The sequence below is a fragment of the Thermoflavifilum thermophilum genome, from assembly GCF_900116565.1.
GTDB classification, from domain to species: Bacteria; Bacteroidota; Bacteroidia; order Chitinophagales; family Chitinophagaceae; genus Thermoflavifilum; species Thermoflavifilum thermophilum.
Window position 1 is genome coordinate 2,751,650 of record NZ_FPCJ01000001.1, and the last position, 15,720, is coordinate 2,767,369.

Sequence of the window (15,720 nt, forward strand, 5' to 3'; positions counted from 1 at the left end):
TTTGCCTTATCTTTGAAGCAAAGTTTGGGTTTTGCATTTTTAAAAACGTTCACGAACGAAGAACAGGTTGAAAACATATTGGCTATAACTACCTTTTTATTTTGCATGCAAGCATTTTAAAAAATTCAAAATGGCAAAGCATAAAAAAGAAAAGAAAAAGAATAGTTTTGAGGTACATTGGGATTTTCTAAAACAATACCTGAACAATCCCTCACCCACAGGATTTGAAAAAGAAGGACAGAAACTTTGGCTGGAGTATGTAAAGCCTTATGTAGATGATTATTTGGTGGATCCCTATGGAAGCGTGGCCGCCATCATCAATCCGGATGCAAAATTCAAGGTGGTTATTGAGGCTCACGCCGATGAAATTTCGTGGTTTGTGAATTATATCACACCCGAAGGATTGATTTATGTGATTCGCAATGGTGGTTCAGACCAGCAGATTGCGCCTTCCAAACGGGTACACATTCACACCGAAAAGGGAATCGTGAAAGCCGTATTTGGCTGGCCAGCCATTCATACCCGGATGCGCAGCAATGATAACAAAGACCCGCAGCCTAAGGTGGAAAATATTTTTCTGGATTGTGGAGCCCGAAGCAGGAAAGAAGTTGAAGAGCTGGGTGTGCATGTGGGTTGTGTGGTGACATTTGAAGATAGTTACGATGAACTGGCTTATGATCATATTGTAGGTCGCGCGCTCGACAATCGGGTGGGTGGATTTATGATTGCAGAAGTGGCCCGTTGGTTATCTGAAAGCACGTCTGCAGGCGAACGCCTACCTTTTGCCCTGTATATTGTGAATGCTGTTCAAGAAGAAGTGGGACTGCGGGGTGCCGAGATGATGGCCCGGCGCATCAAGCCCCAGGCGGCCATTATTACCGATGTAACCCACGATACCACCACGCCGATGATCAATAAAAATATTGAAGGTGATGTTTCATCGGGTAAAGGTCCGGTGATTACCTATGGTCCTGCCGTTCATCACATTTTGCGGGATTTGATTATTCACACGGCCCAAAAAGAAGATATTCCCTATCAGCTGGCTGCAGTGAGCCGCAGCACGGGCACTGATACCGATGCTTTTGCGTATGCCAACGATGGTACGCCTTCTGCATTAATCTCATTGCCATTGCGTTATATGCATACAACCGTGGAAATGGTGAGCAAAAAAGATATTGAGCATACCATTCAACTCATTTATCACAGCTTGCTGCAAATCAAGCCCGATATGAATTTCAGATATTTTTAAGCCACATTTTATCTTAAAGTATTCGATATGAACACTTCTATTCAAGGTGCTATTCGGCACGACTGGACAAGGGAAGAAATTGAAGCCATTTTTCATCAACCCTTGCTGGATTTGATTTTTCAGGCTGCAACTATCCATCGGCAATTTCACACACCAGGCGAAGTACAGGTGTGCACCCTGCTTTCCATCAAAACCGGTGGATGTCCAGAAGATTGTGCTTATTGCTCTCAATCCGTGCATCATCATACTGCCGTGAAACCTCAGCCGCTGATGCATAAAGAAGAAGTGATTGCTGCTGCACGCAAAGCCAAAGAAAATGGCTCTACCCGCTTTTGCATGGGGGCAGCCTGGCGGGAAGTCCGCAACAACCGGGATTTTGATCGGGTACTGGATATGATTCATGAAATCCGTGAAATGGGCCTGGAAGTATGTTGTACCCTGGGCATGCTCACAGAAGAACAGGCCAAACGCCTGCAACAGGCCGGACTGTATGCATACAACCACAACCTCGATACATCTGCGTCGTACTATGGTGAAATCATCCATACCCGTACCTATGATGACAGGCTTCGTACATTGGAAAACGTACGCAAAGCCGGCGTGAGCGTATGTTGTGGTGGCATCATTGGTATGGGTGAGTCTGATGCTGATCGCATTGAGCTTTTGCAAACGTTAGCCAACATGCCGGAACATCCGGAATCGGTGCCCATTAATGCACTGGTGGCTATCGAAGGCACTCCTCTTGAAAATCAGCCTCCCGTTGAAATCTGGGATATGGTGCGCATGATTGCCACCGCCCGTATCCTGATGCCTCAATCCATGGTCAGGCTAAGTGCAGGCAGGTTGCAATACAGTCCGGCAGAACAGGCGCTTTGCTTTCTGGCGGGGGCTAATTCCATTTTCTCCGGAGAGAAGTTGCTCACCACACCCAATCCAGGTGTGGATGCCGACAGGGCCTTGTTTGAACTGCTGGGGCTAAAGCCCAGGCCTGCCTTCAAGGATCAATTATCGCCTGCGGGTGAATTGGCCTGAAGCACACGCATGACGTTTTCGCCGAGGATTTTGCGAATGTCGGCTGGTGAATAGCCTCTTTCCAGCAAAGCTTTTGTAATCAAGGGATAGCAGGTTACATCGTCCATGCCACGAGGATAAGCCTCTGCCCCATCAAAATCAGCGCCCAGCCCCACGTAGTCCACGCCTACGAGTTTTGCGATGTAATCAATATGATCGATGAGCAATGAAAGCGGAGGTTTAATCTGATAGGCGGCTTCAGGTAAGGCTTTTAGAAAATGAATCTGGAAGTCCATTGTTTCCGGATACAGCTGTTTTAATGAATCCCGTAGCCGCGGATGCGCATCCACCAGGCTATCGAGCCGATGGCTGAAACCAGGATCCAGAAATGCATCGTAAAAATTCACACAGATCACACCTCCGTTTCTGGCCACTGCCCTGATCTGATCGTCTTTCAGGTTGCGGGGCACCGGATCGAGTGCATACACACTGCTGTGCGAAACCAATACAGGTTTGGTAGTTACAGCCAACGCATCGTAAAATGTCTGCTCGCCCACATGAGCCAGATCTACAATAATGCCCAGCTCATTCATCCTTCTCACCACCTGGCGCCCAAAATCCGTCAGTCCTTTATGGCTAAGCTCCTGGGCATGAAGCGTTTCATCTACAGCAGATGTAGCCCAGTCGGTGCTGTTGTTCCAGGTAAGCGTCATGTATCGCATGCCCCGTTTGTACAGGCTATCCAGATAGTCCAGCCTATCCTCAATCATATGCCCGCCCTCTACACCTATCAAGGCAGCAATTTTATGCTGAGCTACGATACGCCTCACATCCTGAGCTGATTTGGCCAGTGCAATTTTATCGGGGTTTCTGTGGATGATAGCCATCAGCGAATCAATTTCCCGATTGGCCCAGGCAAAGGCTTTTCCGGGACCATACGTGCCATCGCACCAGATGGAGAAAAACTGGGCATCCACCCCACCCTCCCTGAGCCGCACCAGATCCGTATTTCCCACAGACAGGCGATGGGAAATGTCGTAACCCTTCATGGTCAATTCAGAAATCACATCGTTGTGGGTATCAAAAACCAATGCCTGGCGGTGCAGCTGCAGGGCGTTTTCGGGAGATTTCGTTCCGCGAACCTTTGATGCCTGCTGAGCAAACCCCAGAGTGGGCATCAGACAGCCGATGCAGAAAATCAATCTGAAAAGCATGTATGTAGTTTTAGAAATGATATCGCACAAAAGCCTCCATGGCCGCGTATTTGGGTAATCCGAGGCGGTCGTAGAGCTCAGCAGTAGCTGCATTTCTCTCTTCGGCCCGCTGCCAGAACTCACGTCTATCGCTGCCCTGAAACACCACCACATCTTTTTGCGACTGATGGATGAATATGCCATGGCGCTTCTGAATAACCTGATCCGGACTCATCGGGATAGCCATCTCAATTTCGTAGATTTCCCATTCCTGCCAGGCACCGCGGTAAAGCCACACCCAGCAATCTTGCATGAAAGGCTCATTCTTCAGTCGTTTTAAAGCTTCAATGATAATATCCAGGCATACCTTATGCGTGCCGTGCGGATCGGCCAGGTCACCGGCGGCATAAATCTGATGAGGCTTTACCTGCTGGATGATATCCATCGTAATGCGAATATCTTCTTCACCGGGTGGATTTTTTTCAATACGTCCCGTTTCATAGAAAGGTAAATCCAGAAAATGAATGTGATCTTCCGGAATGCCCACATATCGACAGGTGGCCTTGGCTTCGCATTTGCGGATCAGCCCTTTGATAGCGCGTATCTCAGGCGTATCAATCTGGCTGGGCTTTTTATTCCGGATGAATTCACGGGCTTCTTTCATGATCTGCGTAGCCCGGCTTTTATCAATACCAAATATTTCATCGAAGCCTACGGCAAAATCAATAAATCTAAGTACAAACTCATCATTCACAGCAATATTTCCCGATGTCTGATAGGCCACATGCACGTCGTGCCCCTGTTCATGCAGGCGGATAAAGGTGCCACCCATGGAAATGATATCATCGTCCATGTGCGGAGAGAAAATAAGCACCCGTTTTCTGGCGGGTTCGCTGCGTTCCGGATGATCAGGAATATGCACACCGGGTTTTCCGCCCGGCCAGCCGGTGATGGTGCTTTTCATGCCATTGAACACCATCAGGTTGATGTCGTATGCCGAGCCAAATTGTACCAACAAGTCGCTGAGTCCATGGTCATTGTAATCATTGTCGGTAAGCATCAGGATGGGTTTATTTAATTCCAAGGCAAGCGAGCACACGGCTTTGCGAATCATCTTGGGTGTCCATTCACATTCGCCTGTAAGCCAGGGCGATTTGTAGCGAGTGAGTTCAGATGCTGCTTGTTCATCCAGTACAAACGTGCAGTCAGGATGTTGCTGCAGCAGCGAAGCAGGCACCTGTTCGGTGCTATGCCCTTCCACTGCCTTGCGGATGATAGCTGCTTTATGTTGCCCCCAGGCAATGAGAATGATGCGACGTGCTTTCAGAATGGTGCTGATACCCATGGTGATGGCCAGCCGCGGCACTTCGGCAATATGGGCAAACTCATAGGAATTGGCTATTCTTGTGGCCTGATCCAGCGCTATCAGCCGCGTACGGGAATTGATGTTGGACCCGGGTTCATTAAATCCGATATGGCCATTGTGGCCAATGCCCAACAGCTGCAAATCAATACCACCGGCTTTTTCAATTTCTTCCTCATATTGCTGGCAATAAGCCTTGATTTTGTCTTTGGGAACGGTGCCATCGGGTATATGCACATTTTCCGGAAGAATGTCCACATGCTTAAACAATCGCTCCCACATGTAGCGATGAAAACTCTGCAAGGCATCGGGTTCAATCGGATAGTATTCATCCAGGTTAAAGGTAATCACATGTCTGAAGCTCAATCCTTCCTGCTGGTGCATGCGTACCAATTCGGCATACACATTTTGCGGCGAAGAACCGGTGGCTAATCCCAACACGCAATGCTGACCTTTTTTTTCTTTTTCCCGGATCAGATCGGCAATCTGCTGCGCTACATAGCGCGATCCTTCTTTGTTATCGGAAAAAATCTGTACGGCAACATGCTCAAAAGTGTCAATGAAATTTGCGGACTGTGAGATCTGTGGCATATGGGTATTTTTTAGGTTGCGGGTAAAATTAGCATAAACTCTTCCTTCCGAATATAATTTTTCTTTGAGCAAACGATTTAGTTCTTGATAGATTTGCATTTTGATTGGAAAAAATAAAATTTTAATGATGATTTGATAAATATTCTTTAGCTTTACGGCCGATTTTATAGATTAATTGATCCATGATTGCACGTGCATTTCGAATTACCGGCAGGATAGGAATGACGACCATAATGAGCATTATGGGCGATGTGCAGTCATGGAGGTAAGGCAACCGAATACACATTCCGAAGAAATTCCAAGAAGGCCTTCCTCCTGAAGTTGAGGAAGGCCTTCTTCATAAAAGAACATATTAAAACATATCAAAGGTGAAAGTACTCAAGTTTGGTGGCACTTCCATGGGGAGTGCAGAAAGCATCCAGCAGGTTGTAACCATTATTCGGGCACAGCGAAAAGCATCGCGAGAAGCTGGCTACGGCAACGGTTTGGCGGTAGTTGCCTCGGCCATGAGCGGAGTGACCAACCAGTTATTGCAAATGGCTTCGCAGGCCGAGCAGGGAAAAGAATTTGAGCAATCGTTGCAACAGCTGCAGGACCGGCATTTTCAGGTTGTGCATACATTGGTGGAAACGCGCTACCAGAATCAGGCGCTGATGGAACTTAAGCTACTCGTGAATGAGCTTGAAACACTGCTCCACGGCATCCGCGCCCTGCGCGAGCTTTCGGCGCGGACGGCCGATTTGGTAATGAGTTTTGGTGAACGGCTTTCCACTACCATGTTAGCTCACATCCTGCGCCAGCAAGATCCTCAGGTGTTATATGTGGATGCACGGGAATGGATTAAAACCGATAGCCATTTTGGAAATGCACGGGTACAAACCGAGCGCAGCTATGCATTGATCTGCCAGGCCGTTAACCAGCATCCGGATGCTTTGTTTTGCATTACCGGCTTTATCGGTTCAGATGAGCACAGGCACACGACAACATTGGGTCGTGGAGGAAGCGACTACACAGCAGCGCTGGTAGGGGCGGCCGTTCAAGCCGATGAAATTCAGATCTGGACAGATGTGGACGGCTTCATGACTGCCGATCCCCGCATTGTGAAAAAAGCCTTTCCGCTGGAAGAAATTTCCTACACGGAAGCCATGGAATTATCGTATTTCGGTGCCAAAGTGATTTATCCACCTACCCTGATACCCGTGATTTTGCAAAAAATTCCGGTGGTGATCCGCAATACGTTCCACCCGGAATTTCCGGGTACTGTGATCCGCGAAAAAGCCAAACGCAATGGTACCCTTATCCGAGGCATTAGCAGCATCAACCACATCAGCCTCATCAATATCCAGGGCGGTGGCATGGTAGGTAAATCGGGCATCAGCGGGCGTTTGTTTTCCCTGTTTGCCAGAGAAAATATCAATATCATTCTCATTACCCAGGCTTCATCCGAACATAGTATTACCATTGCCGTGACCCCCGCCCATGCTGAAAAAGCCAAAAGACTCATCGAACAGGAATTTGAACTGGAACTGGCTACCCGCAAAATAGAACCTCCGGAAGTCGAACACGACCTGTCTATTCTGGCGATTGTGGGCGAAAATATGCGGCAAACCAAGGGATTGTCGGGCAAATTGTTTAGTGCTCTCGGACGCAATGGCATCAACGTCGTAGCCATCGCTCAGGGATCTTCGGAATACAATATTTCCGTGGTGGTGAAACAGCACGATTTATCAAAAGCCCTGAATGCCGTACACGATGCTTTCTTCATCCGTACCAAAAAAACATTGCATGTATTTTATCTGGGTACGGGCAACATCGGCAAAACATTGCTGCGGCAAATTGCAGAACACGAAGATTATCTGCTGGAGAATCGTTCCCTGAAAATAAAAGTGGTGGCCATCACCAACACCCGTCAGATGGTGTTCAATGAAGAAGGCATCCCATTGAAATGCTGGGAAAATTATTTGCAGGAACACGGTGAACCTGCAAGCCTGGATGAGTTTATCCGTCGCATGAAATCCATGAATCTCCCCAACAGCGTGTTTATTGATAACTCGGCCAGTGCTGAAGTAGTAAAGCATTATGAAGAGATCTTCACATCCAGCATTTCCATTGTAACCTGCAACAAAATCGGTAATTCAAGCGAATACAGCCTGTACAAACGGTTTAAGGATGCTGTCAAAAAATATGGTGTTGACTTTTTCTATGAAACCAATGTGGGAGCCGGTTTGCCCATCATCAGCACTTTGCATGATTTGCTGGTAAGCGGTGATAAAATCCTGAAGATTGAAGCCATCCTTTCCGGCACGATCTCGTATATTTTCAATGAATTCAAAGGCAACCGCCATTTTCACGAGATCGTGCGCGAGGCTCAGGCCAAAGGATATACGGAACCCGACCCGCGCGATGATTTGAGCGGACTCGATTTTATGCGTAAAATGCTCATTCTGGCGCGCGATTCCGGATATGCAGTGGAAATGAGTGATGTGGAAATGGAACCTATTCTTCCGGAAAGCTGCCTAAAAGCTCCTACAGTGGAGGCATTCTATAAGGCCCTTGAAGAGGCAGATGAACATTTTGAAGCCCTGAAAAAGAAGGCTGAATCGGAAGGCAAAGTACTTCGCTACATTGGCGTTATGGATGAGGGCAAGGTGAGCATTAAATTACACGCTATCGATGCCTCGCATCCTTTTTATTTCCTGACTGGCAGCGACAATATCATTGCCTTTACCACTCCGCGTTACCGTGATTGTCCGCTGGTGGTAAAAGGTCCGGGTGCCGGAGCGGAAGTCACCGCTGCAGGTGTATTTGCCGATCTGGTAAAAGTGGGTGCACAATAAAACATGCAGCATGGAACAGCCAGCGATGTCGTATATCCGCGTATTTGCACCTGCCACTGTAGCCAATGTGGTATGCGGCTTTGATGTTTTGGGATTTGCAGTGGAGACGCCGGGCGATGAAGTGGAATTGTTTGTGGTATCCCAACCAGGTGTGCGGATCAGAGCTATCTACGGAGATAATGGACGTTTGCCCCTCGATCCGGAAAAAAACACCGTGAGTGCTTCGGTCATGCATTATCTGCAACAGATCGGCCGGGAAGATCTGGGTATTGAAATTGTATTGCACAAACGCATGCCGGTGGGTAGTGGAATGGGATCCAGTGCAGCAAGTACCGTGGCCGGACTTTTTGCGATTCATCATCTGATGGGTCAGCCTTTATCAACGGCTGACCTGTTGCAGCTGGCCGTGGAAGGAGAACAGCTGGCCTGCGGACAAGGGCATGCCGACAATGTGGCGCCGGCCTTGCTGGGAGGCTTCGTACTCATCCGCAGCTATCATCCGTTAGATGTCATCCAGCTTCCCACACCCGAATCACTGATATGTGCCTTGCTGCATCCCCATATTGAAATCCAAACCCGGGATGCCCGCAAAATTCTGAAACCCTACGTACCATTATCCGATGTAACCATTCAGATGGGTAACCTGGCGGGCTTTATCAGCGCTTTGTACAATCAGGATTTTGCGTTGCTTTCCCGTTGCATGCAGGATGTAATCATAGAACCCGTACGTTCCATATTGATTCCGGAATATCAATCCATGAAATCCATTGCCTTATCAGGTGGGGCACTGGGCTTTGGTATTTCGGGTTCGGGCCCCAGCGTATTTGCGCTTTGCCATGAGGTGTCAACGGCTGAAACTATCCTTTCCAGGCTGCAGGCGCATCTGCAGCAACATCATATTGCATCCGACATATTCATATCGCCCATCAACCGCCAGGGGCCTCGTTTGCTCGATGTTCGCGAAACAGTTCATAAATCCTAATCATTTCAGGCATGCCCATGAAACTATACAGTACACGCAATCCCAAACATGTTGTGGACCTTGAAACGGCTTTGTTTCAAAGCCTGCCGCCCGATAACGGCCTCTACATGCCCGATCATCTTCCAGTGTGGTCGCCCGAGCAGTGGCAGGCCATAATTCCCTGTAGCTTTCAGGAGATAGCTTTCCGAATGGCAAAGGCTTTTTTGCAGGAAGATGTGGAAGACGCTGCATTGCGTAGGATGGTGGAAGACGCTTTTGCTTTTCCGGTTCCGCTGGTACGGCTCGGTGAAAAACGTTTTGTGCTGGAATTGTTTCACGGTCCATCTCTGGCATTCAAAGACGTGGGTGCCAGGTTCATGAGCCGGCTGATGGCTTATTTTCTGGAAAAACATCAGCGTGAAATTCACATCCTGGTAGCCACTTCAGGCGACACGGGAGGTGCGGTGGCGCTGGGTTTTCATCGGGTACCCGGCATACGGGTTACCATTCTTTTCCCTTCCGGAAAAGTAAGTGCTTTACAGGAAAAACAGCTTACTACGCTCAATGAAAACATACATAGCCTGGAAATTGAAGGCAGCTTCGATGATTGTCAGCATCTGGTAAAACAGGCCTTTCTGGATCCGGAACTGAATGCGCGGTATGTGTTGGCATCAGCCAATTCAATTAATATTGCCCGCCTCATTCCGCAGAGTTTTTATTATGCACATGCCTGGGCTCAGCTTCGGCGCATGGGAATCACGGAGCCACCGGTGTTTTCCGTGCCCAGTGGTAATTTCGGCAATCTTACAGCCGGCGTATTTGCTCAGCGGATGGGGCTGCCGGTAAAGGCTTTCGTAGCTTCTACCAACGTCAATGATGAAGTACCGCAGTATTTGCAAACGGGTGTTTTTCAGCCCCGCCCCTCAATTCCTACGCTTTCAAATGCGATGGATGTGGGCAATCCCAGCAATTTCCAGCGACTCAGCTCCCTTTTTAATCAGGATGTGCAACAAATGCGCAAATGGATTTTTGGTTATGCGTTTAATGACCAGCAAACCCTTGCCGAAATCCGTCGCGTGGCTGAAACAGAACACTATATTGTTTGTCCGCATACCGCTGTGGCAAGCCTCGGACTGAACGCGTATTTTCAGGATCATCCATCCGCATCACCCGGAGTTTTTCTGTCAACAGCCCATCCGGAAAAGTTTGCCAACATATATTCGGAAGAGATTCGTGCCCTTCCCTACTGGCCGCCACTTCCGACAGCTGTTCAGCAAATCATGCAACAACCCAGCCGCGCTATGCGAATGAAAAATGATTTTGAAACTTTCAAATCGTATCTGCTGGAGGATTTATAAATATGTAGCGTTTCCGTTAGATATGTTTACTTTGCAAAACAAAAACATAGAAATATGAGTTCTTCTTCAAATGCTTCTCAATCCGGAAATGCCTGCCTGGTGATGGTTCGGCATGGCGAGTCGGTGTACAACCAGAAAAATCTGTTTACAGGTTGGATTGATTGTTCGTTATCTGAAAATGGCGTAGCCGAAGCCCGTCGGGTGGGGAAATTGCTCGCACAACATGGTTTTGTATTTGATATCGCCATTACTTCGGCGTTGAAGCGTAGCTGGGAAACCTTGATGAATATGTTGCTTGAAGCACCCAACATCGTGTCGGATCAGTTGCTGGTAAGGCGCTATCAGGCATTCAATGAACGGCACTATGGTGATCTCCAAGGGAAAAACAAGGAAGAAACAGCGCAGTTGTTCGGTGCAGAGCAGGTACACCGCTGGCGCAGAGGATTCGAAGACAGACCTCCGCACGGAGAAAGTTTGAAAGATACTTATGAACGCGTAGTAGCCTGCTATCAGCAGGAAGTAGCTCCGGTGGTACAGGCAGGTAAAAAAATCCTCATTGTGGCTCACGGCAACAGTTTGCGTGCATTGAAAATGTATCTGGAAAATATTCCTGCTGAGAAAATTTCGCAGGTAGAATTTGCTACCGGCGAAGCACAGGTGTTTGATTTTGATGCCAGCGGAAAATACCTGGCTACAAGGAAACTACACCAGGAGGCCGTGGTAGGATAATGGACAAACAACTGCCAAACAGTTATCAAACAGCTGCCAAACAATTGCAAAAGGTATTCGTACCAATAGCATCCATGAGAAAATTGAAAGGGTCGGCCATCCTTTTTATCCCGTAAATCGCGGGCTGCTGAAGGTGCGGGATTGGTAGCGATAATATTGATATTGCAGGCATATTGCGTATGATTAAATCATCCTTATACCCATCATACCATGGCTGAATTATTCCGTCTTGATGGCAAGGTTGCGATGGTAACAGGTGCCGCCAGCGGTATTGGTCGTGCCATAGTACATGTGTTTGCCCAACAGGGAGCACAGGTTTGTGTGGTGGATATTCAGGAAGCTCAGGCTCAGCAAGTGGCGCAGGAAATCAGCGATGCTGGCCATCAAGCTTATGCCTATCAGGTTGATGTAACAAATGCAGCGGCCGTTCAGCAGCTGGTAAAACGCATCAGCCGGGAGCATGGAGGCATTCATATATTGGTGAACAGTGCGGGTATTTCGCATATTGGCCGTTTGGAAAATACCACTGAAGCCGATTTTGATCGGGTATTTGCTGTAAATGTAAAAGGTACATTCCTTTGCATGCAGGCCGTGTTGCCGATCATGAAACAGCAGCAGCAGGGTGTAATTCTCAACCTCGCGTCCATAGCTGCTCATGTGGGATTGCCCGATCGTTTTGCCTATAGCATGACCAAGGGTGCTGTTTATGCCATGACGCTTTCCGTAGCAAAAGATTACATCCACGATCATATCCGCTGCAATAGCATATCTCCTGCCCGTGTACATACACCATTTGTAGATGGTTTTCTGCAAAAAAATTATCCCGGCCGGGAAAAAGAAATGTTTGAAAAGCTATCAGCTACCCAGCCCATTGGCCGAATGGCTAGACCGGAAGAAGTGGCCTGGCTGGCATTGTACCTGTGCAGCGATGAAGCGTCATTCATCACGGGCTGCGATTATCCCATTGACGGAGGTTTTATTAAACTGAACAATTAACTCATCATCAATACCCACTACCATGAAAAAAGCTGTCATCACAATTTTTCTTGCATGCATTTGTTCCGGACTGCTGTCCTTTCGTTTGCATGCACAGGCCGGTTATATGCCTTCACCGGAGAACCTGCAGGCCAGAGAAGACTTTCAGAACCGCCGCTTCGGCATGTTCATCCATTGGGGCATTTACAGCATCCTGGGCGACGGGGAATGGGTTATGCATAACGAACACATTTCTTATCGCGACTATAGCCGTCTGGCCAGCCTGTTTTATCCTTATGCCTTTGATGCCAAACAATGGGTAGCGCTGGCAAAGGCTGCCGGCATGAAATACATCACCATCACTTCCCGTCACCACGATGGTTTTAGCATGTTCGCTACTAAAGCTTCTCCCTACAATATCGTAGATGCAACCCCCTGGCATCACGACCCTATGAAAGATCTGGCCGAAGAATGCCGCAAACAGGGTTTAAAATTGTTTTTCTATTATTCCCTGCTCGACTGGGGAAGACCCGACTATGGCTTCGGACAACCTATTGTCGACGGTAAACCTTTGGATGCCGACTGGGATCATTATATCCAGTTCATGAAAACCCAGCTCACCGAATTGCTCACCCAATACGGGCCCATTGGCGGTATCTGGTTTGATGGGGAATGGGAAAGGCCAAATGCCAACTGGCATCTGGATGAAATCTATGCCCTTATTCATCGTTTGCAGCCACAGGCTTTAATTGTAAACAATCATCATCATGATCCTGAACCAGGCCAAGATTTTCAGGAGTTTGAAAAAGATTTGCCGGGAGGTAATTCGCATGGCTGGAATACAGGCGGTGTGAGCAAAACACTTCCTCTGGAATCCTGTGAAACGATGAACAACAGCTGGGGCTTTACACTTGCTGATCACCATTTCAAATCCGTCAAACAAATCATTCACCTGTTGGTCAATGATGCAGGCCGCAATGCCAATCTGTTGCTGAATGTGGGACCTATGCCGGATGGACGTATTCAACAGGAATTCGTAGATACCCTGCTTGCTGTAGGCAAATGGATGCAAACTTATGGCAGCACCATTTACAATACCCGTGCAGGTATAATTCCTCCCCAACCCTGGGGCGTGAGCACACAAGCCAATGGCATACAGTATTTACATATCTTGCAGATGCCTGAGAATGGAGTTTTGTTTATTCCCGATATTTCACAACGCCTGTTATCTGCAGAAGATTTTGATCATCATCAACCTGTTCGTTTCAAACAACAAGCTGAAGGTATTTTCATTTATCTGGATCCCACAAAAGCCAATCCGATTGATCAGATTGTAGAGCTGAAATTTGCTTCTGCAGGAAATCGATCATTCCGCAACCCCATCATGTCAAAACCTTAAAAACATTTATTTTATCTATAAAAAATCAAAACAAACAAATCGTGAAGCTATGTCGATTAGGCCCTGCAGGAAATGAAAAACCTGCTATCTGGAAAGATGGCCGCTGGCTGGATGTTTCTGCATTTGGTGAAGATTATGATGAATCCTTTTTTGAAACAGAGGGTATCGTGCGTTTGCAAAACTGGCTGCAATCACATCTCTCCGAATGTCCTGAAATCCCATCTCCTTCCCGCGTAGGCCCCTGTGTGAAAAAGCCATCCAAGATCGTTTGCATAGGATTGAATTATGCAGATCATGCCCGGGAAACGGGCGCCAAAATTCCATCTTCGCCTGTGATTTTCCTCAAAGCTCCTTCAGCTTTATGCGGTGTAAGCGATCCGCTGATCATTCCCGAAGGAAGTGTCAAAACCGATTGGGAAGTGGAACTGGCAGTAGTGATGGGCAAAAAAGCCTCGCATATTCCCATATCTGCAGCCATGCAATATGTGGCAGGTTATGCCATCATGAATGATTACAGTGAAAGATATTTTCAACTGGAAGATACGGGTCAATGGACCAAAGGCAAAAGTTTTGACAGCTTTGCTCCGCTTGGTCCCTGGCTGGTGACTGCCGATGAGATTGCAGATCCACATCAGCTGCATCTCTGGCTGAGTGTCAATGATGAAATACAACAAAATAGCCACACACAGGAAATGATTTTTAAGATTCCCTTCCTCATTCATTACCTGAGCAAGCTGATGACGCTGTTCCCGGGCGACATTATATCGACCGGCACGCCGGCTGGTGTGGGTATGGGTAAAAATCCACAAAAATTTCTGAAACCCGGCGATATCATTGCCTATGGCATTGATGGGCTGGGTGAAGCACGTCAGCACGCTGTTGCTTGCAGGAGTTAAGATTGTTTTTATTTATCTTGCTGATATAATTTTTGTTCCATGCATCCCATCTGGTATTCATTAGACATAAATCTGGACACGCTGCACGAGTTGTCAAAAGGCACCATGAGCGAACATCTGGGCATTATTTTCACGGAAATTGGTCCTGATTATTTAAAAGCCATGATGCCGGTCAATGAAAAAACACGCCAGCCTTACGGTTTGCTGCATGGTGGCGCATCGGCAGCACTGGCCGAGACATTGGGAAGCGTGGCGGCTGCATTGGTAGTAAATCCTGAAGAAAAGGCCTGCGTGGGCATGGAAATCAACCTGAACCATATTCGCCCTGTCCGCGAAGGGCGTGTGCATGGATTAGCCCGGCCCTTGCATATCGGCAAAACGACTCAGGTATGGGATATACGCATCAGTGATGACCGAAATAAACTGGTAAGCGTCAGCCGGCTTACCGTTGCGGTAATCGACCGCACACAGGTAATGAAAAACCCTGATGCCAGCATGTTGCCTTAAGCTTCATAGCCAGCATCAAGGTCAGAAAAAAAATCAATTACAGAATTTCGACCAACTCAATTTCAAATACCAGATCCTCACCTGCCAGCGGGTGATTGGCATCCAGTGTAACATATTCTTCCGTCACTTCCTGCACAATCACGGGAAATACCTGTCCGGCATCGTTGCTCATCTGCAATTCCATACCCACTTCCGGATGCAGATCGGGTGGAAACTGACTGCGTGGAAAATTCACCACCAGGTTTTCATCCCGTTCACCATAGGCATCTTCTTTGGGAATATTCACAGTTTTCTTTTCGCCAACCTGCATATTGAGCACGGCATCATCAAAACCTTTGATAACAGTGCCCGCACCTACTTCAAATTCAAATGGTTCACGCCCTTCAGAGGAATCAAACGTAAAACCATTGGATAATTTTCCATGGTAATGCACTTTCACTGTGTCTCCTTTTTTAACAAATTTGTTCATGTGTGTGTAATTAAAAATGTGATCAATATGAGGCAAGATAGCAAAAAACAATGGGACAAAAAGGGAAGCTGAAAAAAAATTTTCTTTTTGCAATCAATTCTCTGTTTTTTTGTTTTTGTTTAATACAGCGGTTGTGTTTGAAAACATATATGCATATGTTCACAAGAAAACATTTTCTCTGT

General features: G+C 47.4%; 13 protein-coding genes. 10 read left to right on the top strand and 3 right to left on the bottom strand.

All coding sequences use genetic code 11. The annotated features are described in order from the left end of the window. Nucleotides 1–130 precede the first annotated feature (130 nt). The gene (locus BM367_RS11630) at nt 131–1,249 is read left to right on the top strand and encodes a M42 family metallopeptidase (protein WP_092460685.1); all 1,119 of its coding nucleotides are present in this window, start codon (nt 131–133) and stop codon (nt 1,247–1,249) included. A 27-nt stretch (nt 1,250–1,276) separates the two neighbouring features. Next, complete coding sequence (gene bioB, locus BM367_RS11635; protein ID WP_092460686.1) at nt 1,277–2,281, top strand: biotin synthase BioB; 1,005 nt, start codon at nt 1,277–1,279, stop codon at nt 2,279–2,281. Here bioB and BM367_RS11640 read toward each other — a convergent pair. Both BM367_RS11640 and nagB read right to left on the bottom strand, forming a co-directional pair. Further along, complete coding sequence (locus tag BM367_RS11640; RefSeq protein WP_222842629.1) at nt 2,251–3,474, bottom strand: dipeptidase; 1,224 nt, start codon at nt 3,472–3,474, stop codon at nt 2,251–2,253. The two genes, bioB and BM367_RS11640, sit on opposite strands and share 31 nt — an antisense overlap. Before the next feature lie 10 nt (nt 3,475–3,484). Beyond that, nucleotides 3,485–5,407: a glucosamine-6-phosphate deaminase gene (gene nagB / locus BM367_RS11645; RefSeq protein ID WP_092461048.1), complete on the bottom strand. Its 1,923-nt coding sequence runs from the start codon at nt 5,405–5,407 to the stop codon at nt 3,485–3,487. Nucleotides 5,408–5,775: 368 nt separating this feature from the next. Here nagB and thrA point away from each other — a divergent pair, with 368 nt between their 5' ends. From thrA to BM367_RS11685, 8 genes are all read left to right on the top strand, one after another. Next, entirely contained in the window at nt 5,776–8,244 is a 2,469-nt protein-coding gene (gene thrA, locus BM367_RS11650; RefSeq protein WP_092460688.1) for a bifunctional aspartate kinase/homoserine dehydrogenase I, read from the top strand. A 10-nt stretch (nt 8,245–8,254) separates the two neighbouring features. Beyond that, nucleotides 8,255–9,226, top strand: coding sequence for a homoserine kinase (locus BM367_RS11655; protein WP_222842630.1), 972 nt, complete (start codon nt 8,255–8,257; stop codon nt 9,224–9,226). An 11-nt stretch (nt 9,227–9,237) separates the two neighbouring features. Further along, entirely contained in the window at nt 9,238–10,563 is a 1,326-nt protein-coding gene (gene thrC, locus BM367_RS11660) for a threonine synthase (RefSeq protein WP_222842631.1), read from the top strand. Nucleotides 10,564–10,617: 54 nt separating this feature from the next. Further along, entirely contained in the window at nt 10,618–11,292 is a 675-nt protein-coding gene (locus BM367_RS11665) for a 2,3-bisphosphoglycerate-dependent phosphoglycerate mutase (protein ID WP_092460690.1), read from the top strand. Nucleotides 11,293–11,502: 210 nt separating this feature from the next. Further along, the gene (locus tag BM367_RS11670; RefSeq protein ID WP_092460692.1) at nt 11,503–12,288 is read left to right on the top strand and encodes an SDR family NAD(P)-dependent oxidoreductase; all 786 of its coding nucleotides are present in this window, start codon (nt 11,503–11,505) and stop codon (nt 12,286–12,288) included. 22 nt (nt 12,289–12,310) lie between these two features. Next, complete coding sequence (locus BM367_RS11675; protein WP_092460694.1) at nt 12,311–13,666, top strand: alpha-L-fucosidase; 1,356 nt, start codon at nt 12,311–12,313, stop codon at nt 13,664–13,666. 41 nt (nt 13,667–13,707) lie between these two features. Next, on the top strand, nt 13,708–14,562 hold the full coding sequence (locus BM367_RS11680; protein ID WP_092460696.1) for a fumarylacetoacetate hydrolase family protein: 855 nt from the start codon (nt 13,708–13,710) through the stop codon (nt 14,560–14,562). A 39-nt stretch (nt 14,563–14,601) separates the two neighbouring features. After that, the gene (locus BM367_RS11685) at nt 14,602–15,069 is read left to right on the top strand and encodes a hotdog fold thioesterase (RefSeq protein ID WP_092460698.1); all 468 of its coding nucleotides are present in this window, start codon (nt 14,602–14,604) and stop codon (nt 15,067–15,069) included. 37 nt (nt 15,070–15,106) lie between these two features. Here the strand turns inward: BM367_RS11685 and BM367_RS11690 are convergent, their stop codons facing one another. After that, nucleotides 15,107–15,538 carry an FKBP-type peptidyl-prolyl cis-trans isomerase gene (locus BM367_RS11690; RefSeq protein WP_092461051.1) on the bottom strand — a complete coding sequence of 144 codons (432 nt, stop codon included), beginning with the start codon at nt 15,536–15,538 and terminating at the stop codon, nt 15,107–15,109. Nucleotides 15,539–15,720 lie beyond the last annotated feature (182 nt).